The 22,056-nt window shown below is 67.0% G+C and carries 21 protein-coding genes and 1 pseudogene; 1 reads left to right on the top strand and 21 read right to left on the bottom strand.

Features of this window, described 5'->3' with window-relative positions:
- Window positions 1–96: 96 nt before the first annotated feature.
- The 8 genes from ACWKY3_RS10815 to mtnA form a co-directional block, all read right to left on the bottom strand.
- Window positions 97–1,587 carry a YifB family Mg chelatase-like AAA ATPase gene (locus ACWKY3_RS10815; protein ID WP_449316416.1) on the bottom strand — a complete coding sequence of 497 codons (1,491 nt, stop codon included), beginning with the start codon at window positions 1,585–1,587 and terminating at the stop codon, window positions 97–99.
- Between the two features lies 1 nt (window position 1,588).
- Window positions 1,589–2,032 carry a YraN family protein gene (locus tag ACWKY3_RS10820; protein WP_449316417.1) on the bottom strand — a complete coding sequence of 148 codons (444 nt, stop codon included), beginning with the start codon at window positions 2,030–2,032 and terminating at the stop codon, window positions 1,589–1,591.
- A 243-nt stretch (window positions 2,033–2,275) separates the two neighbouring features.
- Window positions 2,276–3,067, bottom strand: coding sequence for a ribonuclease HII (locus tag ACWKY3_RS10825; protein ID WP_449316418.1), 792 nt, complete (start codon window positions 3,065–3,067; stop codon window positions 2,276–2,278).
- A 213-nt stretch (window positions 3,068–3,280) separates the two neighbouring features.
- A complete protein-coding gene (gene rplS / locus ACWKY3_RS10830; protein ID WP_449316419.1) occupies window positions 3,281–3,628 on the bottom strand; it encodes a 50S ribosomal protein L19 in 348 nt (115 codons plus the stop codon).
- 242 nt (window positions 3,629–3,870) lie between these two features.
- Complete coding sequence (locus tag ACWKY3_RS10835; RefSeq protein WP_449316420.1) at window positions 3,871–4,203, bottom strand: AzlD domain-containing protein; 333 nt, start codon at window positions 4,201–4,203, stop codon at window positions 3,871–3,873.
- Window positions 4,203–4,889, bottom strand: coding sequence for an AzlC family ABC transporter permease (locus ACWKY3_RS10840; protein WP_449316421.1), 687 nt, complete (start codon window positions 4,887–4,889; stop codon window positions 4,203–4,205). The genes ACWKY3_RS10835 and ACWKY3_RS10840 overlap by 1 nt, the downstream gene beginning before the upstream one ends.
- Before the next feature lie 86 nt (window positions 4,890–4,975).
- Window positions 4,976–6,019 (bottom strand): deoxyguanosinetriphosphate triphosphohydrolase, encoded by a 1,044-nt coding sequence (locus tag ACWKY3_RS10845; protein WP_449316422.1) that lies wholly within the window; start codon window positions 6,017–6,019, stop codon window positions 4,976–4,978.
- A gap of 28 nt (window positions 6,020–6,047) precedes the next feature.
- Window positions 6,048–7,103, bottom strand: a complete 1,056-nt coding sequence (gene mtnA / locus ACWKY3_RS10850; protein ID WP_449316423.1) for an S-methyl-5-thioribose-1-phosphate isomerase — start codon at window positions 7,101–7,103, stop codon at window positions 6,048–6,050.
- A 175-nt stretch (window positions 7,104–7,278) separates the two neighbouring features.
- On the opposite strand from mtnA, the gene ACWKY3_RS10855 reads away from it, so the two are divergent.
- On the top strand, window positions 7,279–8,649 hold the full coding sequence (locus tag ACWKY3_RS10855; protein ID WP_449316424.1) for an ATP-binding protein: 1,371 nt from the start codon (window positions 7,279–7,281) through the stop codon (window positions 8,647–8,649).
- A 3-nt stretch (window positions 8,650–8,652) separates the two neighbouring features.
- Here ACWKY3_RS10855 and ACWKY3_RS10860 read toward each other — a convergent pair whose 3' ends face one another.
- The 13 genes and pseudogenes from ACWKY3_RS10860 to ACWKY3_RS10920 form a co-directional block, all read right to left on the bottom strand.
- Window positions 8,653–10,677 carry a Na+/H+ antiporter gene (locus ACWKY3_RS10860; protein ID WP_449316425.1) on the bottom strand — a complete coding sequence of 675 codons (2,025 nt, stop codon included), beginning with the start codon at window positions 10,675–10,677 and terminating at the stop codon, window positions 8,653–8,655.
- 16 nt (window positions 10,678–10,693) lie between these two features.
- Window positions 10,694–11,140, bottom strand: a complete 447-nt coding sequence (locus tag ACWKY3_RS10865; protein WP_449316426.1) for a MarR family winged helix-turn-helix transcriptional regulator — start codon at window positions 11,138–11,140, stop codon at window positions 10,694–10,696.
- A 233-nt stretch (window positions 11,141–11,373) separates the two neighbouring features.
- Window positions 11,374–14,115, bottom strand: coding sequence for a pyruvate, phosphate dikinase (gene ppdK, locus ACWKY3_RS10870; RefSeq protein WP_449316427.1), 2,742 nt, complete (start codon window positions 14,113–14,115; stop codon window positions 11,374–11,376).
- Between the two features lie 62 nt (window positions 14,116–14,177).
- Window positions 14,178–15,062 (bottom strand): pyruvate, water dikinase regulatory protein, encoded by an 885-nt coding sequence (locus ACWKY3_RS10875; protein WP_449316428.1) that lies wholly within the window; start codon window positions 15,060–15,062, stop codon window positions 14,178–14,180.
- 1 nt (window position 15,063) lies between these two features.
- Window positions 15,064–17,154, bottom strand: a complete 2,091-nt coding sequence (glyS, locus tag ACWKY3_RS10880) for a glycine--tRNA ligase subunit beta (RefSeq protein WP_449316429.1) — start codon at window positions 17,152–17,154, stop codon at window positions 15,064–15,066.
- Entirely contained in the window at window positions 17,151–18,140 is a 990-nt protein-coding gene (locus tag ACWKY3_RS10885; RefSeq protein ID WP_449316430.1) for a glycine--tRNA ligase subunit alpha, read from the bottom strand. Before ACWKY3_RS10885 ends, glyS begins: the two co-directional genes overlap by 4 nt.
- 54 nt (window positions 18,141–18,194) lie before the next feature.
- The gene (gene lepB, locus ACWKY3_RS10890; protein WP_449316431.1) at window positions 18,195–18,758 is read right to left on the bottom strand and encodes a signal peptidase I; all 564 of its coding nucleotides are present in this window, start codon (window positions 18,756–18,758) and stop codon (window positions 18,195–18,197) included.
- Between the two features lie 120 nt (window positions 18,759–18,878).
- Window positions 18,879–19,643, bottom strand: a complete 765-nt coding sequence (trmD, locus tag ACWKY3_RS10895; RefSeq protein WP_449316432.1) for a tRNA (guanosine(37)-N1)-methyltransferase TrmD — start codon at window positions 19,641–19,643, stop codon at window positions 18,879–18,881.
- A 72-nt stretch (window positions 19,644–19,715) separates the two neighbouring features.
- Window positions 19,716–20,234, bottom strand: a complete 519-nt coding sequence (locus tag ACWKY3_RS10900) for a ribosome maturation factor RimM (RefSeq protein WP_449316433.1) — start codon at window positions 20,232–20,234, stop codon at window positions 19,716–19,718.
- On the bottom strand, window positions 20,235–20,489 hold the full coding sequence (locus tag ACWKY3_RS10905) for a KH domain-containing protein (RefSeq protein ID WP_449316434.1): 255 nt from the start codon (window positions 20,487–20,489) through the stop codon (window positions 20,235–20,237).
- 6 nt (window positions 20,490–20,495) lie between these two features.
- Window positions 20,496–20,738 carry a 30S ribosomal protein S16 gene (rpsP, locus tag ACWKY3_RS10910; protein WP_449316435.1) on the bottom strand — a complete coding sequence of 81 codons (243 nt, stop codon included), beginning with the start codon at window positions 20,736–20,738 and terminating at the stop codon, window positions 20,496–20,498.
- 199 nt (window positions 20,739–20,937) lie between these two features.
- Window positions 20,938–21,444, bottom strand: a complete 507-nt coding sequence (locus ACWKY3_RS10915; protein WP_449316436.1) for an N-acetyltransferase family protein — start codon at window positions 21,442–21,444, stop codon at window positions 20,938–20,940.
- A 63-nt stretch (window positions 21,445–21,507) separates the two neighbouring features.
- A pseudogene (locus tag ACWKY3_RS10920) lies at window positions 21,508–22,056 on the bottom strand (signal recognition particle protein); the annotation flags it as partial.

Here is a 22,056-nt window from a genome sequence, read left to right on the forward strand (position 1 = left end):
CGACGCGTTCGAGCGAAGCCGGGTAGTCAGCCGACCCGCGCTCGATCACCGTGCGGGGCCCCTCGATCCGCGCACGGGCGCCTTGGACCTCGGCGCTCACGCCTCCACCTCCCTCAGCCGGAACCCGACCGCCTCGCACAGGTGCGCGCGCCCCACCCGCGCCCGCTCCTCCATGTCGGCGATCGTGCGGGCAAGCGCCAACGTGCGCATGATGGCGCGCCCGCTCATGCGGCCCGCGCGCGCCATGTCCTCCAGAAACGCCTCGTCCTCGTCCGCCAGCCCGCACGCGCGCACAAGGCCCTCGGGAGATCCCCCCTCCGCGCCGTCCGCCCGCGCCCGCCGCCACGAGGCGAACTCCCGCGCCCGCAGCACGTCGCGCCTCAACTCCTCGGAACTCGCGCCGCCGCCTGTGGCCAGCACCTCCCCCGGCGGTATGCGGCGCACGTCGATGTGCACGTCGATGCGGTCCATCACCGGCCCGCCCACGCGCCCCTGATACGCCCTGATCTGGCGCTCCGTGCACGTGCACGGCTCCTCCTCGTCGCCGAAGTACCCGCAGGGGCACGGATTCGAAGCCGCCACCAGCATGAAGCGCGCAGGAAACTCCACGTTGCCGTCGGCCCGCGTCACCACCACGCGCCCCGCCTCGAGCGGCTGGCGGATGCCCTGCAGCACCGACGGCGCGAACTCGGCCAGCTCGTCGAGGAAGAGCACGCCGTTGTGCGCAAGCGAGATCTCGCCCGGACGCGGCGGCGAGCCGCCTCCCACAAGACCCGCGAGGCTCGCCGAGTGGTGCGGGCTGCGAAACGGCCGCACCCCGCCAAGCACCCCCTTGAGATCCTCCCCCGCCACCGAGTGCACCACCGCCGCCTCGAGCCTCTCCGCCTCCGTGAGCGGCGGCAAGATGGAGGGCAGCCGCGAGGCGAGCATCGTCTTGCCCGACCCGGGCGGCCCCGTCATGAGCACGCCGTGGCCGCCCGCCGCGGCCACCTGCAGCGCGCGCTTCGCCATGTCGTGCCCCGCTATGTCGCGAAAGTCCGGCGCGCAGGCCGATTGCGTCCCGCGCACGGGACGCGCCTCGGGAAACGGGGGCGTGCGCAGGCCCGAGAGGCTCCTCAGGCAACGGGCCTCAAGCCCTTCGACCCGCACAAGCCCCTCGCCCGACGACGCGCTCACCAGCGCGCACCCCAGCCTGCTCGCGCACAGGGCGTAGGCCAAAAGCCCCGCGGCCGGACGCACCTCGCCTTCGAGCGAAAGCTCCCCCACGAACAACGGCCCCTGCACAACCGCGGGATCCACCTGCCCCGTCGCGCACAGGATGCCCGCCGCGATGGGCAGGTCGAAACCCGACCCCGTCTTGCGCAACGCGCCCGGCGCGAGGTTCACCACCACCTTGCGCGCAGGCACCGTGAAGCCGCATGATCTGAGCGCCGCCCGCACGCGCTCCCGCGACTCCTGCACGGAGGCGTCGGCCATGCCCACGATGGAGAACCCGGGCACGCCCGGGCCCACCGCCACCTCCACGTCCACCGGCACGGCCTCCACCCCGCGCAGCGTGGCGGCGCGCACCCTGCATCGCCCTTCCATGTCAGCCCTTGCCGAACGCGTTGATGTAATGGCGGATCATGGCGCGGCCTCCCGGCACCGCCAGAATGGAGACGATGTCGAAGCGCATCGGCACGTCCACCACGTCGTACCCCTGCAGGAAAAGCGCCGCTATGCGTTCGTAGCGATCGCGTTTTTTGGCGTCCACCGCATCCGACGGAAGACCGCAATCGCAGCTCGAACGCGTTTTGACCTCCACGAACACGAGCGCCCCGTCCGCATCGCGCGCCACGATGTCGGCCTCGCCCGCAGCGCACGTCCAATTCCGCTCCACGATGTCGTAGCCGCGACGCTCGAGGAACCGCGCGGCCGCGTCCTCGCCGCGCCTTCCAAGCTCGGCCCTCCACGTCGCCGAGGCCCCTTCCTTCGGGGCGCCCTCCTCGCACGCGTCGCCACGCCCCTTCCCCGTCGCTTCATCTTTTCCCATGGTCACCGCTCCCTTCTTCTCCGGTTCCCATGGTAACGTCGCCATCCAGCGGATCCATGGCGCGCATCCAGCGGATAGCCGCCCCGATCCCACGCGGATCCAACGCGAATCCAGCGCGCCTCCAGCCGAAACCTCGCAAGCATGCGACGCGCGTCCGACATGTTTTTAGCGCCCCTGGTCAAAAGCGCGCGAACACGCCGCCTTTCGATCTGGCGAATACGGATGAGCGATGCGGGCGACGCGTCAGAACAGCGTCGGCTGCGTGAAGGCGGTGCAGAACGACGCACGGTGGATGGGGGTGAGGCCGTGGCGCCTGATGGCCTCGATATGCGCGGGGCTCGCGTACCCCTTGCACGAGTCGAACCCGTACTCGGGATACTCCTCGGCATAGCGGAGCATGACCGCGTCGCGCTCGACCTTCGCCACGATGGAGGCCGCCGCGATGGAGGCGCAGCGCGCGTCGCCTTTGACGACGTTCACCTCGCGCGCGTCCATGCGCAGCGGGTTCCCGTCCACCAAGACGACGTCGACGGCTATCCCGGCCGCCTCCTCCACGCGGGCCAGGGCACGTCGGAAGGCCGTGACGAGCGACGCCGCCATGCCGCACGCGTCGATGTCGCACGCCTCCACGTACTCGACCGCCCAAGCCACGGCCTGCTCCTTCACCCGCTCGGCAACGCGTTCGCGCTCGGCGGGCGCAAGACGCTTGGAGTCATCGAGGCCCTCTATGCGAGGCTCGGCGGGCAGGATGACCGCGCCCACCGCAAGCGGACCCGCCAAGGGGCCACGACCTGCCTCGTCAAGGCCTGCGATCGACCGCCCGCCATGCGATGCGGCCAGATCGTGCTCGAAGGCGTAAAGCCCTTCGAGCCGCGCCCGCTCGGCTGCTTCGGCCTCAAGGCGGCGCCGGGCCGCCTCCACCGCGTCCCGAACGCCCTTGCGCGTGTCCGCCACAAGCGAGCGCTCAAGCACCTCGAAGGCGTCCTCGTCCGCGCTCTGCAGACGCCGCTTGATGTCGGCCACCGTCGTTCCCATGACCCGCTCCTCCTCCCGCCGCTGTCCGAACGCCTATGATACCAGAACGGGCGCCCCGATGATCAGCGCCGTGTCGCCTGGCCGCGCCCCCGCTGCCGGGCGCGCCCGGGAGCCTCGCCCGCTAGAGGCGCCGCAGACCGCGTCCGACATGCAGAAAGGCCCCGCATCCGTCGAAGATGCGGGGCCTTCGAAAGCGCTTGCCGAAAACACGGCCTAGCGGAACGCCTTCTCCTTGATCTTGGCGGCCTTGCCCACCTTGTCGCGCAGGTAGTACAGCTTCGCGCGACGCACGGCGCCACGGCGGACGACCTCGATCTTCTCGATCTTGGGGGAATGCACGGGGAAGGTGCGCTCCACGCCCACGGAGAAGCTGATCTTGCGGACCGTGAACGTCTCGCGGCTCGAAGCGCCCTGACGACGGATGACGTCGCCCTGGAACACCTGGATGCGCTCGCGGTTGCCCTCGGTGATGCGGTAGTGGACCTTCACGTTGTCGCCCACGTTGAACTCGGGGAGGTCCTGCTTGATCTGCTGCTGCTCGATGGCGCGAATGATGTCCATGATCCGTTCCTTCTTATATGTTCAGTGTGACTCTGTGCGGCGTTGTCTCATAAAGACACGATTTGACAGTATACCGCCTGCCCACGCCCTTCGCAAGGGATAATCTTCCAACCTTTACAAAAACCCGCAGCCCCCAGCCAGCCCCAGCCCCAGCCCCAGCCGCAATCCCGGCCCGGCCCGAAACCGAAGCCGAAGCGGCCCGCGCCCGCGGCGCTTCGGCAAAGCGCCGAGCGCAAGGAGGATCAGATCAGCATGAGCAGCGCGTAGGACGCCACGCCCGAAACGGCGCACCACAGAAGCGACCTGGTCCGCCACGCCACCAGCGCCACCACGCCCGCCGCCGCAAGCGGCGCGGCCGCAGGCCACAGGCCGGCGTCGAACATGCCGGGCGCCAGCAGGTCGTTCGCCACCAAGGCCGCGAACGCGGCCGGCGGGATGAAGCCGAGCGCCCGCTCGACCCCTTCGGGAAGGTTGCGCCCCTTCAGCACGAACAACGGGACCGTGCGGCACACAAGCATCGTGACGGCGCAGCACGCGAACACGATCAGGAAATCGCCCCAGCCCATGGATTCCATCAGCCCCTCCCCCGCGCCCAGGAGAACAGCAGGGCGGCCGCCACCCCGGCAAGCGCCCCCACGAGGATGGCGGGACCGGCAAGCCCGGCCGCCTTGCAAGCGAACACGCCGACAATGGCCACGCCCGCCGCAACAAGGTTTTCCGGCGTGACCTTCTGCGTGACCAGCAGGCAGATGAAGATGGACGTCATGGCGAACGACGCGATGGCCAAAGGCACGCCCACCGCGTTGCCCACAAGCGCGCCCACCACGTTGGAGAGCGCCCATGAGCTTTGCGAGAGCACGTTCACGAGCAAAGCGCGCCTCACCGACCACGCGCCCTCGGCGAACTTGGACACGTTCACCCCGTAGCTCTCGTCGGTGACGGTGGCGGCGAACAGAAACGACAGGCGCTTTTTCGCCCCGCGGCAGGCCGGGGCGAAGGCAGCCGAGTACAGCATCTGGCGCGTGTTCACAAGGGACACGCTGGCCACGATGGAAGCGATGGGCGCGCCCGCCAACCACATGTTGGGGATCATGAACTGCCCGGCTCCGGAGTAGAACAGGGCAGACAGCAAAAACACCTGCAAGGGGCCAAGCCCTATGGAGTCGCACAGGATGCCGCACGGCACGCCGATGGCGACGTACCCCAGCATGATGGGCAACGCCGCCTGCAACGATGGCCGTATGTCCTCCTTGATGCGCATGGCCCAACGATTATACCGGTTTTGAGCACGTGCGCAATATGGAACCGACCGCGCTCGGCACCGCCCTTCGCCGCACGCCGCGCGCCTCAGCCGTGCACCGAGTTCGGGATGAACAGCCGTTGGTAGAGGTTTTTCGCGTAGCGGTCGGTCATGCCGGCCACGAAGTCGGTGACCGCGCGCAGATCGTCGCCTTCGGAGATGGCGCGGTACTCCTGCGGCACCTCGCCCACATGCTCCACGTAGTAGTCGAACAGGTCCTCCACCAGGTGCATCGCTTTCGCCACCTCGGCCATCACCGCCTCGGAGGTGTACACGCGCTCGAACAGAAACGCGCGCAGCTCCATCATGGCGCCCCACACCGCATCGCTCATGCGGACATCGTCGCAGGCGGCCGACGTCTCCACCATGTCGGTGACCAGCCGCTCTATGCGCGAGGAATGGTCGGGGCCGAGCACCGCGTGCGTGGAGGCGGGCAGGTCGGCCTCGGAGAGGACGCCCGCGCGGATGGCGTCGTCTATGTCGTGGTTCACATACGCGATGCGGTCCGCAACGGCCACGATGCGCCCCTCCAGCGTCTCGGCGCGCAGATCGCCCGTATGGTTCAGAATGCCGTCGCGCACCTCGGGCGTGAGGTTGAGCCCCTTGCCGCCGTTCTCGATGCGCTCCACCACGCGCAGGCTCTGCTCGTTATGGCGGTAGAGCGCGCGGGCGGCAGAAGCGGCGGGGTCGATGCCCGCATGCCGCGCAAGCGAGCGGGAAAGCGCCTCCTCGCCGGTGTGGCCGAAGGGCGTGTGGCCCAGGTCATGCCCGAGGGAGATGGCCTCGGTCAGATCCTCGTTGAGGCCCAGCGCCCGCGCGATGGTGCGCGCGATCTGCGCCACCTCCAAGGTGTGCGTGAGGCGCGTGCGGAAGTGGTCCCCCTCGGCGGCCAGAAACACCTGCGTCTTGTGCGACAAGCGCCGAAACGACTTCGTGTGCAGGATCTTGTCGCGATCTCGCTGGTAGTCGGTGCGCAGAAGGTCGGGTTCGGTCGAGCGGTCGCGGCCCTCGCTCTCGTCGGCAAACGCAGCATCCGATGACAGCGAAACGTGCTCGCGCTGCTCTTGGTCTTCGCGGCGAATGACGAACATGGCGCTGCTCCTCTCCCTGGGATGCTCGTCAGTATACCAGCTCGGATGGGGCAAACGTGCCGCGTTCCGTGATGATGCGCGTGACAAGGGCCGCAGGCGTCACGTCGAACGCGGGGTTCCACACCTCCACGCCGGGCAGGGGTTCGGCCACCTCGGCCGGATCGCGCTCCTCGATGGGGATGCGCGAGCCGTCGGGAAGGGAGCGATCGATGGTCGATTCGGGCGCGGCCACGTAGAACGGGATGCCGTGGTGCGCGGCGAGCACGGCCACGCCGTACGTGCCCACCTTGTTGGCTGTGTCCCCGTTGGCCGCGATGCGATCCGCGCCCACCACCACGGCGTCCACCTCGCCGCGCGCCATGAGGCTCGCGGCCATGTTGTCGCACAGAAGCGTCACGGAAACGCCCGCCCGCGCCAGCTCCCAGCACGTGAGGCGCGCGCCTTGGCCCACCGGGCGCGTCTCGTCGGCGTACACGCGCTCGATCCCTCCCTTGGCCGCCGCCGCGTACACCACGCCGAGCGCCGTGCCGTAGAACACGGTTGCCAGGCTGCCGGCGTTGCAGTGCGTGAGCACGCGGGCACCCCGGGGCAGAAGCGCCGCCCCATGCGCGCCGATGGCGCGGTTGGCGGCCTCGTCGGCAGCCTCAAGCTCCTTCACGGCGCTGAAGAGCGCGCCAGCGATGGCATCCGGCCCCTCGCCCGCCGCCGCGCAATCGCAGGCGGCGCGCTCCATGCGCCCCACCCCCCACGCGAGGTTCACCGCCGTGGGGCGCGCGCCGGCCACGAGCGCGCACGCTTCGGAAAGAGCGGCCAGGTAAGACTCCCCCGCCTTCCCGCCCGCCCGCGCGCGCTCCTGCGCCCACAGCGCCACGGCCGCCGCACCCGCCGCGCCGATGGCCGGCGCGCCGCGCACCGCGAGCGACTTCACGGCGCCCACCACCTCGCGCCAGTCGGACGTGCGCGCGAAGACCAGTTCGCGCGGCAGCCTCCTCTGGTCCACGTAAACCAGCTCGGCCGCCCCGTTGGCGGCGCGGACAAGCTCGACCGTCCGCGGCAGGTTCTCCATATGCGGCGCAGCCCCCATCGGCATCCTTTCTCTTGCTCGGAAACGCCATTGTACCGCCCTTGCCCGCCCTCCCGTTCTGCGTTAGGCGCAAAATAGCTTGATTTTTTTCTGTACTAGACACATAATCGCTCAAAATCGTTCTGTTCTGGACACATCATGCGAGGTGATCATGCTTAAAAGAAAAATGTACCGAATGCTTGAAGCATGGAAGCGCGACCCCAAGAAAAAGGTTTTGCTTTTGACCGGCGCCCGCCAAACCGGAAAGACGTTCATCGTCCGGGAATTCGCGCGCAACAACTACAATGACTTTTTGGAAGTGAACTTTTTGGAAAACGAAGACGATGGCCGATTGCTTGCCGGCGCAATCGGCGCCAGCGAACTTGTTTCACGTCTTTCCCTCATTGCGGGACACGCCCTCAAGCCAGGCACCCTCGTGTTCTTGGACGAGGTTCAACACCTAGGACGCGAGATAGTGACCCTCTCCAAGTTCCTGCTGGACGACGGACGCTTCGACCTTGTGTTGTCAGGATCGCTCCTCGGCATTGCGCTCGAAGGAGTAACGTCTTTTCCTGTTGGTTATGCGCGCGTCCTGCGCATGTTCCCCCTCGACTTCGAGGAATTCTGCTGGGCAACAGGTGTGCCCGATTCGGTGCTTGCGAAGATAAGGGAACACTACCAGAGCAAAGAACCGCTCGATCGCTCGCTCCACGACCGGATGACAACGATGTATCGCCATTACATAGCAGTCGGCGGAATGCCGGAGGCCGTGCAGAAATTCGTTGACAACAAAAGGGACCTTGGCGCTGCGCGCGAGACGGATGGGGACATAGCGGAACAATACCGCTACGACATCACCCAGTACGCCGACAAACGCAAACTCCCCATCCTTGCGATATTCGACAACATACCAGCCCAACTTGCCAAAGAAAATAAGCGTTTTGTAATGAAAACGATAAGACAAGGCACCACCTACGACCGGCTGAAAGACGATTTCTTCTGGCTCACGAAGGCAGGCGTCGCACTGCCGACCTATCTTGCAAGCGAACCGAAGTACCCGCTTCTACGCACGAAGGTGAAAGAGAAGTTCAAACTGTACTCATCCGACTGCGGCGTCCTGCTCGCCCAATACCCTCCGGCAGCCGCAATGAAGGTGGTATCGGGCAACGGGGACGCAAACTTCGGCGCCGTGTATGAAAACGTCGTTGCGCAAGAAATCGCTGCAGCAGGATTTCCTCTTTACTACTACCATAACAATCGCAAAGGAGAACTGGACTTTCTGCTTGAAACGGGTGAAGGCTGCGTGCTGCCCGTTGAAGTGAAGTCAGGAAAAGATTACAAACTGCACACCGCCCTGAACAACTTGCTCCAAACGGAGGAGTACGGAATCAGGCACGCATATGTCTTCTCCGAACATAACGTGTCCGTGGAGCAACGAGCCGGCAAGCCGGTGTACTACCTTCCCCTCTACATGACGATGTGCCTTGTCATGGAGAAGGGAGGCAATCTGAAGGGCGCGATGCTGGACGAGGTGTCGTTCGCAGATTGGGACGATGGGCGCGCTTAGGTTTTAACCGGAAGTGGTCATTTGAAGAAGGTACACCTCCTCGCGCAGCTTGCGGGCTGCTTCGCGATCGAGGACACCTTCCTCGCGCAAACGTTGAATCTCGTCGAGTTCCAGACGCAGAGCCTCGGCCTCCACCTCGGCCACTTCCGTTTTCGCACGCCCCGCAGCCGCTGCCGTGACGGCAGGCACATCTGCCTCGCCTGCATCTTCGCGCAAGCCCAAAACCTCAAGCGCAGCGCGGCATTCGGCGGCAAGGGCTGCGGCGGCGCTGGCGGTTTCGGCATCTGCGCTCGTCGCCTGCGTTTCGAAAAACTCCAACGCGCAGCGCTCAAATCCAATGCGAAACTCCAGCGATCCCTCGTTGGCTTGCTTCGCGCCACGCAGGCGCCTGATCACACGGCCAAAGCTGTGCGCAAGACGCGCCACCGACACCTTGAACCGTCCAACCGCCCCATCTGCACCGCCGCGATGCACCCCGCGCCGCAGAACTTTGGCCGAACGATCGATCTGATCGAGGTAGCGCCGCCCCTCCGCGTGGGTCACACTCCCCTCGTCAACACACCCCTGCACGTAGGCGCGCTGACACGCAAGCGATTCCGCGCGAAGCTCCACCAGGCGCGCCGCAGGCGCATCCTGCAGCTGCAAACGCTTGATGCGCTCCTCGTACTGGCGGGCAACCAAGCGCGCCGCCGCTTCCGACCCCGCCACCTCCCGCTCGCGCAACTGCCGCAACACGCCCTCAAGCACTCGGATGCTTGCCGCACCCTCGCCAGCGCTCGATTCCGCATCCTTGCCTCGCGGCGCAAGCAACGGAACGGCGAAGTTCGCCAGCAAAAGCGTGCACAGGATAACGCCCGATGCTAAAAAGATGAGCAGATCGCGGTTGGGAAACACCTCGCCGCTGGCCAAGCTCATCGGAATCGTGAACATGATGGAGAGCGTGACGGCGCCCTTGGGGCCGGCAAGCGTGGTCACGAGCGCACCCCTCGCCACCGCGCGCCCAGAAACGCCGCGCTGCGCAAGGCGCTCCATAACGAACACCCACGCAAAACGCACGCCTACGACCATCACGGTGAGCAGCAGCACCAACCCCACCAAAAGCCCCGCGTCCGACGGACCGTTCCACGTGGGCATGATAGCCTGCGGCAACTGCATGCCCAACAGCACGAACACCACGCCGTTGACCACGAACACGAGCGTTTCCCACACACTGTCGGAGGCTATTTTGAGCCGCGCGGACGCCGGCGTGAGCTCCTTCGGCAAAAGCGCCATCAAAAGGCCTGCAGCCACCACGGCCAAAATGCCGCTCACATCCGCATGCTCGGCCAGCAAAAACACGATGAACGGCGTGAACACTTCGAACACCACGTGTACGGTGACGCTCTCAAAACCCTGACTGCGGATAAGCCGCAAAGCAAGTGCCGCCACAAGCCCGAGCGCTAAGCCAAACGCAATGCCGCCGAAGAAGCTCACCGCGAACGAAGCCGCCGCATCCGCAAGCGAAAAGGCACCCGTGACGGCGGCTGCGATGGCGAACTGAAACGACACCACACCCGATGCGTCGTTGATGAGCGCCTCTCCTGAAAGAAGCGCGTGTTGGCGCTGAGAGAGCCTCACATCTTTGCCAAGCGCCGTCACCGCCACCGCATCGGTGGGCCCAAGCGCCGCGCCCAGCGCAAACGCCGCCGCAAGGGAAACGGAGGGTTCGATCCAGTGCAGCACGAACCCTGTCGCCAACACCGTGGCCAGCACCAGCCCCACGGCCAACGACACGATGGCCCCCTTGTTGTCCCAGAGCGCCCGCTTTTCAGCATGGCGAGCCTCGTCGAACAGAAGCGGCGCAATGAACAGCACCAAGAACAACTCCGGATCAACCTCGACCTGGATAGGAGCACCTGAAAGCGCCATGATGGCCGCCCCCAGCCCTATCTGCACAAGCGGCAGCGACACGCGCGGCACCATCTGATCGAGCACCGTCGAAACAAGCACCGCGCCCAACAAGAGCAAAACAAGCTCAAACAATTCCACGAACGGACTCCTTCCCTCAACGTTCCGACGGCGCAGCTTCGGCCATATAGGAGGCGAGCCTCTTCTGAATACGCACGTACGCAGCGGCGTCTTCCGGCCCCAAACGCGAAAGCAGATCGGCGATGCGACCAAGAGCCTGATCCCAGCGCTCCCGAATGCGATCAGCCCCTTGCTCGGTGAGCGTCACCACCGTCTGGCGGTTGTCGGTCGGGTCGGGAGAGCGCACCAGAAGTCCTTGCCCTTCCAAGCGCACGAGCAGGGCGGCCACCCGCGCCGTGCTCACCCCCAAGCGCTCGCTGAGCTCCTTCGGGTGCGCCCCATCGTCGTTTTGCAGCAGCAGGCGCAGCGCGCCCAACTCCCCCATCGTCATGCGGTCGGCAAGCTCTCCCACGCCCAAGCGCCGCAAAACGCCCCGTGTTTCAACCAGCTCACGCGCCAGAGCTTCGTAGTCGGTCGTCCGCACAGCCTCTCCCTTCTTTTGCTAATACCATTAGGTATTGTACGCAAGCAGAGGCGCTGCGAGAATCTTCCTTGAAAACGACACGGAGACTTGCGTGGTAGCGCGCGCCAGCGGATCCGCGCCCCCGCGCCTCGCTCGCACGGCGGCGTATCCGCGCACAGCCCATCCTGCTCGGCGCGTCACGAAAAAGGGCGTCCCGCAGGACGCCCTTGCCATTGCGTTGCCGGTTCGCGGGCTTACTTGTCCTGCACGTGGCCCGTCTTCTCGGCCAGCGCCGCCTGGGCGGCGGCGAGGCGCGCGAGCGGCACGCGGTAGGGCGAACAGCTCACGTAGTCCAGGCCGATCGCGTGGAACGTGCGAATGGAGTCCGGATCGCCGCCGTGCTCGCCGCACACGCCGCACACGAGGTCGGGGTTGCCCTTATGCCCCAGCTCAACGCCCATCTGCACCAGCTTGGCCACGCCCGGATCGATGGTGGCGAAGGGGTTGTAGGGCAGCAGGCGCTCGGCCAGGTACTGCGGGACGAACTCCGCCTCCACGTCGTCGCGGCTGAAGCCGAACGTCGTCTGGGTGAGATCGTTCGTGCCGAAGCTGAAGAAGTCGGCCTGCGTGGCCACCTCGTCGGCGGTGAGGGCCGCGCGCGGCAGCTCGATCATGGTGCCCACGGGGATGTCCAGCTCAACGCCCTGCTCAGCGGCCACCTCGGCGATGGTCTCCTCGGCCACCGCGCGCAGCTTCTCCAGCTCGGGCACCACCGACACAAGCGGGATCATGATCTCGGGCTTGGGGTCAAGCCCGCGCTTCTTGAGCTCCGCGCACGCCGCGGCGATGGCGCGCACCTGCATCTTGGGCAGGATGGGATACACGATGCCCAGACGGCAGCCGCGCAGGCCGAGCATCGGATTGGCCTCGCTCATGGCGTCGATCTGCTCCATGAGCCGGCGCTTGTCGGCGATCTCGCCCGCATCGCCGCCTGAAACCTCCAAGCGCGCTATCTCCACGTCCAGCGCGCGCGGGCTCTCCAGGAACTCGTGCAGCGGCGGATCGAGCAAGCGCACGATCACCGGCAGGCCGTCCATGGCCTCGAACATCCCCAAAAAGTCGCCCGTCTGGGCTTCAAGAAGGTCGCCCACGGCCTTCTCGCGCACGGCCTCGTCCTCGTTTAAGATGAACGTCTGGATGATCTGCTTGCGCTCGCCCAGGAACATGTGCTCGGTGCGGCACAATCCGATGCCCTCGGCGCCGAACCCGCGGGACAGCCCGGCGTCCTCGGGATTGTCGGCGTTCGCGCGCACGCCGAGCGTGCGGAACTCGTCGGCCCACTCGAGGATGGTGTCCAGATCGCCCGTGAGCTCCGGCAGCACCAGGTCCACCGCGCCCAGCACCACGATGCCCGTCGTGCCGTCGATGGAGATCATGTCGCCTTCGTTGATGACGATGTCGGTGCCGGAGATCTGGGCCTGCTTCTTCTCCGCGTCGATGCGCAGGGCCTCGGCGCCGCACACGCAGGGGGTGCCCATGCCGCGGGCGATGACGGCCGCATGGGAGGTCTTGCCGCCGTGCGAGGTGAGGATGCCCTCCGCCGCTATCATGCCGGCCAAATCGTCGGGGTTAGTCTCCCAGCGCACCAGCACGCACTTGCGGCCGGCCTCGGACACCGCCACGGCGTCGGCGGCCGAGAACACCGCCTCGCCCACGGCGGCGCCGGGGCTGGCGTTCAGGCCGCGCGCCGCCACGTCGTAGGCAGCGTCCTTGTCGAACTGCGGATGCAGCAGCTGGTCAAGCTGGTCGGGGTCCACACGCATGACGGCCTCCTCCTTGGAGATGAGGCCCTCCCTCTCCATCTCGATGGCGATGTGCAGCGCGGCGGCGGCGGTGCGCTTGCCCACACGGGTCTGCAGCATCCAAAGCTTGCCCTGCTCGATGGTGAACTCGATGTCGCACATGTCGCGGAAGTGGTTTTCCAGCGTGACGAACACTTCCTCCAGCTCGCGACCGGCCTCCTCCAAGCCCTCGACGTCTTTGAGCTCGGCGATGGGCGAGGTGTTGCGGATGCCCGCCACCACGTCCTCGCCCTGGGCGTTCACCAGGTAATCGCCGTAGAACTCCTTCTCGCCGTTGGCGGGGTTGCGCGTGAACGCCACGCCCGTGGCCGAGGTGTTGCCCTTGTTGCCGAACACCATGGACTGCACGTTGACGGCGGTGCCCAGATCGTCGGAGATCTTGTTCTTCTTGCGGTAGAGGGTGGCGCGCGGGTTGTTCCAGCTGCCGAACACGGCCTCGATGGCCAGCTTCAGCTGGACCATGGGATCCTGCGGGAACTGCAGGGAGCCGTCGTCGGCCACCAGGCTCGGGTACTTCTCGGCCGAGACGTTCTCGGAGAAGATCCGCTTGAACTCGGCCACAAGCTCCATTAGGTCCTCGGCCGTGAGGTCGGTGTCGGAGGCGACGCCGCGCTCGTTCTTCTTGGCCGTGATGGCGTTCTCGAACAGATCGCCGTCAAGCCCCATGACCACGCCGGAGAACATCTGGATGAAACGGCGGTAGGAGTCCCAGGCGAAGCGGGGGTTGTCGGTCTGCTTGATAAGCCCGTTGATAGACTCGTCGTTCAGACCCAGGTTGAGCACCGTGTCCATCATGCCCGGCATGGACAGGGGCGCGCCGGAGCGAACGGACACGAGCAGCGGATCCTCCGCGTCGCCGATCTTTTTGCCCATGCGGGCCTCGAGGTCCTCGCGGTAGGCGCGGATGGTGTCGAGCGCGCCCTCGGGCCAGGTGTTGCCGGCGTTGGCGTACTCCATGCACGTCTGGCACGAGATGGTGAATCCCGGAGGGACGGGCAGGCCGATGTTGGCCATCTCGGCAAGGTTCGCGCCCTTGCCGCCGAGCACCGCCTTCATGTTGGTGTTGCCCTCGGTCACGTTGTTGCCCTGGGCGTCTTTGCCGAACGCATAGACCCGCTTGACTTCTTCAGCCACCTTTTTCTCCTAACCCGAGTACCTGTACGTTGCCCCGCGCGCTCAACACTGAGCCGTAAGGATTACGCCATCATATCAACCGACGGCGGGTGCGCGCGCTCATAGTAGCGCAAAATCTCCTGGGCCGTTTCCTCAACGGCCCTATTTTCGGTGTGAACGACAATGCAGCCGAGTTTGCGCAGGAGGGCGCGCGCCTCTTCCAGATCGCGGTACACGAACTCGGGGTCGGCGTAACGCGACGCCACGCCCACCGCGTTGCCCAAGCGCCTCTGACGGATGCCCACCAGGACCTCGGCGGTGGTCATGAGGCCAAAGAGCCTCGTCCTCTCCACGTCGAACAGCTCCTTGGGAGGGGCGGTCGAGGGGTCGAGCGGGATGTTGGCCACCTTGTAGCCTTGCTGGGACAGGTAGATGGAAGTGGGCGTCTTCGACGAGCGCGACACGCCGAGGAGCACGATGTCGGCCTGGCGCAGCTCCTGCGGGTTGCGCCCGTCGTCGTGGGCGATGGTGAACTCGATGGCCTCGATGCGCCGAAAGTAGTACTGGTCGGCCACATGCAGGCCGCCCGGCTTGGTGGACGGCTCGCGGCCCGTCATTTGGGAGATGGCCGAAATGGCGTCGGTGACCAGGTCGACCGCCACGATGTCGTCCCTATCGCGCGCGTACTCCGCCAGCTGGCTTGACAGCGAGCGGTCGACCAGCGTGTAGAACACGAGCATCCGCCCGTCCCCGGTGTTGCGCCGATGGACCTCGCTGTGCTCGTCCAAAAACTCCTTGATCTCCCGGAAGGTGCGGACCTTGGGCAGCACCTCGATCACCGGGTTCGTCACGCCGAACTGCGCCGCGGCCGCCCGGCCCACCGCCTGCGCGGTCAGGCCCACCGAGTCGCTGATCACGTGGATGGTGGGCAGATCGCCCGAGTTCCCGTAGGCGATGAACTCGCCCATCCTACTTCGCCCCCTTGGCCATCTTGCCGAAGTCGGCCACGTGGGAGAACACGCCCACGAAGCGGTTGAGCAGGCGCAGCCGGTTCTCGCGCAGGGCCGCATCCTCGTCCATGACCATGATGCGCTCGAAAAACACGTCCACAGGCCCGCGCAGGGCCGCCAGCTCGGAGAGCGCGCGGGGGTAGTCGCCCGCGGACAAGGCCGCGCCCACGCTGCCCTCCGCCCGCTCGACGGCGTCCAGCAAGGCGCGCTCCTCCTCGACCAGCAAGGACCCGTCCACCTCCGCGCCCAAGGCGGCGTCGCGCAGGTTGTTGGCGCGCGCGTAGGCGGTGGCCAGGTTCAAGAACGCCTCGGGGGCGTCGGTGCGGGCCGCCTCGAGCGCGCGGACGCGCGCCATGATCAGCGCCGGCTCCTCCACGCCCGTGGCCAGCACCGCGTCCACCGCGTCGGGGGCGCAGCCGCCGTCGCGCAGGATGACCTTCGTGCGCGTGACGAAGAACTCCATCACCTCGTCGCGCACCGCCTGCGCGTCGAAGGGAACCCCGGCCGCGCGGTAGGTGGCAAGCGAGGCGTCCACGGCCGCGGCCAGCGAGACGGTCAGCCCCGCCTCCAGCATGGCCACGATGCCGATGGCGCTGCGTCGCAGGGCGAACGGATCGGACGAGCCGGTGGGGCCTTGGCCCACGGCGAACAGGCCGCAGATGGTGTCCAGCTTGTCGGCCATGGCCACCACCCGGCCCACCTGCGATGCCGGCAGGTCGTCCCCCGAGAAACGCGGGCGGTAGTGGTCGGCGATGGCGCGCGCCACCTGCCCGCCCTCACCGGCGGCCTGCGCGTAGTAGGCGCCCATGATGCCCTGGACGCTTGTGAACTCCACCACGGCGTTCGTGACCAAATCGGCCTTGCACAGGTGCGCCGCGCGCTCGGCGTCGGCGGCGTCGGCGGCTGGCAGGCCCGCGTCGGTGGCCAGATGGCGCGCCAAGGAGACCAGGCGGTCGGTCTTGTCCCGCATGGTGCCGAGCGCCTCCTGGAACACCACCTCGTCCAAGCGCTCCACGTAATCCTCCAGCGGGCGCTTGAGGTCCTCCTCGTAGAAGAACTTCGCGTCGGACAGGCGCGCCCGCACCACGCGCTCGTTGCCCTCCACGATGGTGGCGGCATGGTCCGGATCGCCGTTGCTCACCACGATGAAGCGGTTCGTCAGCTTGCCGTCCGCGTCGTAGAGCGGGAAGTAGCGCTGGTGCATGAGCATGGCGTCCACGATGATCTCCTCGGGAACGCGCAAGAACTCCTCGTCGAAAGACCCCATCAAGACGGTCGGCTGCTCGCAGAGGTTCGTGACCTCAAGCAGCGTCTTCTCGGGAAGCTCCGCGCGGGCGCCCGAGGCCCGCTCGATCTCGGCGACGCCGGCGCGGATGGCCGCCTCGCGCGCGCCCTCGCTCGCCACCACGTGCGCCGACTCCACCACGGACAGGAGCGCGGAGGCCGTGGGCACCTCGTGGGGCCCGGGGGACAGGAAGCGATGGCCGCGCGTCAGGTTGGCGGCGCGAAGCCCCGCGAACTCGACGGGGACCACCTGCTCGTCCAGCAGGGCGACAAGCCACCGGACCGGGCGCGAGAAGTACTCGCTCGTGGTGCCCCAACGGCACGACTTCGGCCAGGATATGCCCTCGATCACGCCCTTGAGCACGCCGGGCAGAAGCCCGACCGTCTCGCGCGCCGGCACGCTCCTCGTGGCGAACACGTACTCCGCGCCGTTCTCCTCGCGCCGCTCGAGCGACTCCACGTCCACGCCCTTGCCGCGGGCGAACCCGACGGCCGCCTTCGTGGGGTTGCCCTCGGCGTCGAAGGCGATCTTGGCCGCCGGGCCGCGGAACACCTCCTCCAGCGCCTCGGTGGCCTCCGCCACGTCCTCCACGATAACGATCAGGCGGCGCGGCGTCGTGCGAACGGACACGGCCCCGTGCGGGATGCGCACCTCGTCCAGGGCCGCCGGCACCAGCTTCTCCAGCTGCAGCGTGGCCTTGTGCAGGTCGAAGGCCGGTATCTCCTCGGTTCCCACCTCGAACGCAAGCGTATGCAGGCTGCTCATCGGTCCTCCCCCTTCCCCTCCAAGGCTCCGGGCGCCACAACGCCGCCCTCCTCCTCGGGCACCTCCATGCCCACCACGTGGCGCATGTAGGACGCGCACACGGCCTTGGCCAGCGTGCGGACGCGCAGGATGTAGGCCATGCGCTCGGTGGCCGAGATCACGCCGCGCGCGTCCAGCAGGTTGAACGTGTGGCAGCATTTGAGGACGCTGTCGTAGGCCGGCAGCGGCAGCCCGGCCTCCAGCGTGCGCAGGCACTCGGCCTCCCGATCGTTGAACTCCCTGAACAAAAAGTCGGTGTCGGCCACCTCGAAGTTGAACGTCGAGTACTGCCGCTCGTTTTCCAGGTACACGTCGCCGTAGGTGAACGTGACGCCGTCGGCGCCGCGCGACCACACGATGTCGAACATGCTGTCGACTCCCTGCACGAACATGGTCAGGCGCTCCAGGCCGTAGGCTATCTCCACGGGCACGGGGCTGCACTCGAACCCGCCCACCTGCTGGAAGTAGGTGAACTGCGTCACCTCCATGCCGTCGATCCACACTTCCCAGCCCAGCCCCCATGCGCCGAGCGTGGGGCTTTCCCAGTCGTCCTCCACGAAGCGCACGTCGTGCGCGTCAACGTCGATGCCGATGGCGCGCAGCGAACCCAGGTACAGGTCCTGGATGTTGTCGGGCGAGGGCTTCATGAGCACCTGGAACTGGAAGTAATGCTGGGTGCGGTTGGGGTTCTCGCCGTAGCGCCCGTCGGTGGGGCGGCGGCTGCCCTGCACGTAGCACGTGCGCCAGGTGTCGGGCCCGAGCGAGCGCAGCGTGGTGGCGGGCGCGTTCGTGCCGGCGCCCACCTCGTTGTCGTAGGGCTGCAAGACGACGCAGCCCGCATCGCCCCAGTAGCGCTGCAGGTTCATGATGACGTCCTGGAACGTGGGCGGCAGCTGCCCGGCGGCTTCCCGCCGCGCCGTCGTCGCTGTTGCGGTTTCGGTTCGCATGGCTCTCCTTGTCCTTCTCCGTTGCCCTCTTGATGTCCCCTGAGAGGAAGCGCGCTACCCGAGCGGGCCGAAATGGTTCAGCGGCCAGACCACGAGCGCCCCCCGGCCCGTCACCGACGAGACGGGAACGGCCCCGAAGTAGCGCGAGTCCTGCGAATTGGTGCGGTTGTCCCCCATGACCCAGATGTAGCCCTCGGGCACCGTGTAGGGGTAGGTCACGTCGCCGTCGAGCGGATAGGACGGCTTGCCGCCGGTGTAGGGCTCGTCTTGCGCCACCCCGTCCACGTACACCACGCCGTCGTCGCCCACGACCACGGTCTGGCCGCCCACGGCGATGCAGCGCTTGAGGAGCACGCGGCCCGGTATCTCGGGATCCTGGAAGGTCACGATGTCGCCCGGCTCGGGCTCGCGGAAGTAATAGCTCACCTTCTCGGAGAACAGCACGTCCCCGGTCATGACGGTCTCCTCCATCGACCCCGACGGTATCTCGTAAGGCTGGTACACGTAGGTTCGCAAAAGAAACGCCACGCCCACCGCCACAGCCACGAGCAAAAGAAGCGAGAAGAACGACCTCAGGATGCCCGGGCCCCGACGAGCGGCATGCTGACCGTAATCCATAGAGCTAATCTGTCCTTTCGATGCGGGCGCCCCGCGCCCGGCCGAGATCACGAGAGCATATGATAGCGCGTCGGGCGAACGCGTCCCGCCCGTTCGACAAAGTTTGCAGAAAAAACCGGGTCACCGGGGAAAACCCTCGGCGGCCTCCCCGTCGCGGGCGCGCAGCGCCGCCTGGAGCGCCTCCTCGTCCTCCCGCGTCAGCTCCACCCCCTCGAGCAAGTCGGGCCGCAGTCGGGCCGTGCGCTCGAGGCTCTGCGCGCGCCGCCAGCGCGCCACAGCGCCGTGGTCGCCCGAGAGCAGCACCGCCGGCACCTCCATGCCCCGAAACGACGAGGGGCGGGTGTACTGGGGATACTCCAGAAGGCCGTCGGCGAAGCTCTCGTCCAAAGCGCCGTTGTCGGCCCCCAGCACGCCAGGCAGCTTGCGCACCACGGCGTCGATGACCACCATGCTGGCAAGCTCGCCGCTCGTCAGAACGTAGTCGCCAAGCGACACCACCCGGTCGGCCAGCGCGTAGGCGCGCTCGTCCACGCCCTCGTAGTGGCCGCACACGAACAAAAGCCGCTCGCAGCGGGCCAGATCGCACGCCAGATCGTCGTCGAAGCGCTCCCCGCAGGGGCTTAAAAACACGGTGCACGGCGCCGGCAGCCCCTCGGCGCAGGCGATGTCGTCGAAAGCCTCGAAGATGGGGCCGCACTTCATGACCAGGCCCGCGCCGCCCCCGTAGGGCTCGTCGTCGGTGGTGCGGTGCCTATCATGCGTCCAATCCCTCAGATCGTGGGCCCGAAACGAAAGGATCCCCTTCTCCTGGGCGATGCGCATCATGGACGAGCCCATGACGGAGTCGTACATGGAGGGAAACGTCGAAAGCGTCTCTATGATCACGGGGCCGTTCCTTTCGCAATGCCGAAAAGCCGCGCGGCGGACGCTGCGGGCTTCGCGTCCCGCAGCCCGCCCTCACAGGTCGAGCAGGCCCTCGGGCAGGGTCGTCTCGATGCGCCGGGCGTCCTCGTCCAGCCCCGCCACGAACGCGTCCACCAAGGGGACGAGCGCCGGGGCCGCCTTTGGACGGTCGACGGACAAAAGGACCTGGCCGGGGTTCTCAACAACGCTGCCCACGGTGCCCACCAGCCCGTAGCGCGCATCGTGCACCTCGAAGCCGACAAGGCTCCCGCCTTCGGGAGCAAAAGCGTCTTCGGGCAGGTCGGATCGGCGGACGAGGCAGCGGCACCCCACCAGCGGCTCGGCGGCTCCAATGTCCCCGACGCCCTCGAAGAACACGAGGTAGGCGCCCCGCCCCTCGTCCCGGACGCTTTCGACCAAAGCGCGCCGGGGCGCGTCGTGCTGCGGCGGCACGAACGCCACCTCCATCCCTTCCGACAGCAAAAAGGGAAGACCCGGCGCGCTGCGCGCGACGAGTCCTCCCGACAGGTTCTTCGCCCGAACCAGCTCTGCAGCGGTCGTCCAAGCCCGCATCTAGTCCAGAAGCTCCACTTCCACATGCGTGCCGGTGCGCGAGGCGGCTGCGCGCGCGAGCGTGCGGATGGCCTTGATGGCCCGGCCTTGTCGCCCGATCACCTTGCCGGCGTCCTCTTCGTTCACGCGCATCTCCACAAGCACGGTCCCGTCCTGCGCCTCGCTGGCGACAACCTCAAGGTCGTCGCCGAAATCGATGAGCGGGCGAACGACGGACTCGACCAAACCGACGATGTCTTCCGTCTGCTCGGACATGGGCTCTTACGCGTTCTCGCGAGCCCGCTTGAGGAGCGAGGCCACCGTGTCGGTCGGCTGGGCGCCGTTGGCGATCCAGCGATCGACCTTCTCCATGTCGAACTTCACCATGGCCGGCTCGACGCAGGGGTTGTAGCGGCCCACTTCCTCGATGAAGCGGCCGTCGCGCGGGCTGCGCGAGTCGGCGACGACGATGCGGTAGTACGGACGCTTCTTGGCGCCGTGGCGGGCAAGGCGAATCTTGACCATGAGGGAGAACTCCTTTTTGCTTCTTGGTTCAACTGGTGCTGGGCGCCGTCCAGGCGCAACGAAAACAGCAGTTGCTCATGATACGGCGAAACGCGCGGTTTGACAAGTCGCGCGCCGATGGGGTTTCTATGTGCCCGCCGTCGCCGACGCCAAAGGCGCCAGGGCGGCCGGAGCGCGAACCGGGCGCTCGGCGCCCGCCTCAGCGCTCGCGCGGCTCCTCGCGGAGCCGCTTGAAGAAGATGTGCGCGTCCTCGTAGGCTCCCATGAAGTTGATGAAGCCCCCGGGGATGGTCCCCACGCGCGTGAACCCCATGTCCTCGTACAGGTGGACGGCCGCCTCGTTGCTCGCAACCACCGCGTTGAACTGCAGGCCCCAGAACCCCTTGCGCGCCGCCTGCTCAAGCGAGTCCTGAACAAGCGCGCGCCCAAGCCCCAGGCCGCGGGCGCTCGAAGCCACCGCGTAGCTGGCGTTGGCCACGTGCGCGCAGCGCCCCACGTTGTTGGGGTGCAGGATGTACAGCCCGAAGATCTTGTCGTCGACCGCGGCCACCGTCGAGAGCGTCTGCGCAGCGAAGAACTCCCGTGCCTGGTCGACGCCCATCGTGTCCACTTGGGGAAACGCGTCCCCCGCCTCCACGACTTCGTTCCATATCCTGGCCATGTCCGCAAGGTCGTCCTCGCGGTGCGGCCGAAACTCCAGCGCCATGGGCGCCTCCTTTCCCTCTGCGCGCGCCTTGCCCGCCCGGCGCGCGCCGTCGCCGTGAGCGCCCTACTCCCCCATCATGTCCTGGAGCTTTTTGAGGTCGGCCATGCTCATGCCGCCCGGAAGCCCGGGGATGCCCATGCGGCGGCGCCGGCCCTTCTTGCCCTTCTTGCCCTTCTTGCCCCCCGCCATCTCCTCGGCGGCGGGCATGAAGCGCTTCATCATCTTCTTCGTCTCGTTGAACTTTTTGATGAGCTGGTTCACCTCGGGAACCGTGACCCCGGCGCCCGCGGCGATGCGCGCGCGGCGGCTGCCGTTGAGGATTTCGGGCTTCTCGCGCTCGGCCTTGGTCATGGAGTTGATGATGACCTCCATGTGGTCAAGCGCGCCCTCGTCCACCTGGCCGGCCGCCATGGCCTTGTCGCCGCCGGGAAGCGCGCTGATGAGCTTGGACACGCCGCCCATCTTGCGGATCTGGCGGTTCATCTCCACGAAATCGTTGAGGGTGAGCTGCGCGCGCATCATGCGCTCGGCCTGCTCCTGCTCAAGCTCCTCCTGCTGCACTTTGACGGCGCTCTCGATGAGGCTGACCACATCGCCCATCCCCAGGATGCG

Source organism: Rubneribacter sp., from assembly GCF_965361815.1.

Excerpts from the sequence above, each read along its gene's own strand:
- ACWKY3_RS10915 (WP_449316436.1), bottom strand. The coding sequence starts at position 21,444 with ATGGCGCTGGAGTTTCGGCCGCACCGCGAGGACGACCTTGCGGACATG.
- ACWKY3_RS10815 (WP_449316416.1), bottom strand. The coding sequence starts at position 1,587 with ATGGAAGGGCGATGCAGGGTGCGCGCCGCCACGCTGCGCGGGGTGGAG.
- rplS (WP_449316419.1), bottom strand. The coding sequence starts at position 3,628 with ATGGACATCATTCGCGCCATCGAGCAGCAGCAGATCAAGCAGGACCTC.
- ACWKY3_RS10875 (WP_449316428.1), bottom strand. The coding sequence starts at position 15,062 with ATGGGCGAGTTCATCGCCTACGGGAACTCGGGCGATCTGCCCACCATC.
- ACWKY3_RS10825 (WP_449316418.1), bottom strand. The coding sequence starts at position 3,067 with ATGGGAACGACGGTGGCCGACATCAAGCGGCGTCTGCAGAGCGCGGAC.
- mtnA (WP_449316423.1), bottom strand. The coding sequence starts at position 7,103 with ATGGGGGCTGCGCCGCATATGGAGAACCTGCCGCGGACGGTCGAGCTT.
- ACWKY3_RS10855 (WP_449316424.1), top strand. The coding sequence starts at position 7,279 with ATGCTTGAAGCATGGAAGCGCGACCCCAAGAAAAAGGTTTTGCTTTTG.
- ACWKY3_RS10845 (WP_449316422.1), bottom strand. The coding sequence starts at position 6,019 with ATGTTCGTCATTCGCCGCGAAGACCAAGAGCAGCGCGAGCACGTTTCG.
- glyS (WP_449316429.1), bottom strand. The coding sequence starts at position 17,154 with ATGAGCAGCCTGCATACGCTTGCGTTCGAGGTGGGAACCGAGGAGATA.
- ACWKY3_RS10905 (WP_449316434.1), bottom strand. The coding sequence starts at position 20,489 with ATGTCCGAGCAGACGGAAGACATCGTCGGTTTGGTCGAGTCCGTCGTT.
- ACWKY3_RS10820 (WP_449316417.1), bottom strand. The coding sequence starts at position 2,032 with ATGGGAAAAGATGAAGCGACGGGGAAGGGGCGTGGCGACGCGTGCGAG.
- ACWKY3_RS10900 (WP_449316433.1), bottom strand. The coding sequence starts at position 20,234 with ATGCGGGCTTGGACGACCGCTGCAGAGCTGGTTCGGGCGAAGAACCTG.
- lepB (WP_449316431.1), bottom strand. The coding sequence starts at position 18,758 with ATGGATTACGGTCAGCATGCCGCTCGTCGGGGCCCGGGCATCCTGAGG.
- rpsP (WP_449316435.1), bottom strand. The coding sequence starts at position 20,738 with ATGGTCAAGATTCGCCTTGCCCGCCACGGCGCCAAGAAGCGTCCGTAC.
- ACWKY3_RS10840 (WP_449316421.1), bottom strand. The coding sequence starts at position 4,889 with ATGCGCATCAAGGAGGACATACGGCCATCGTTGCAGGCGGCGTTGCCC.
- ACWKY3_RS10835 (WP_449316420.1), bottom strand. The coding sequence starts at position 4,203 with ATGGAATCCATGGGCTGGGGCGATTTCCTGATCGTGTTCGCGTGCTGC.
- ACWKY3_RS10885 (WP_449316430.1), bottom strand. The coding sequence starts at position 18,140 with ATGCGAACCGAAACCGCAACAGCGACGACGGCGCGGCGGGAAGCCGCC.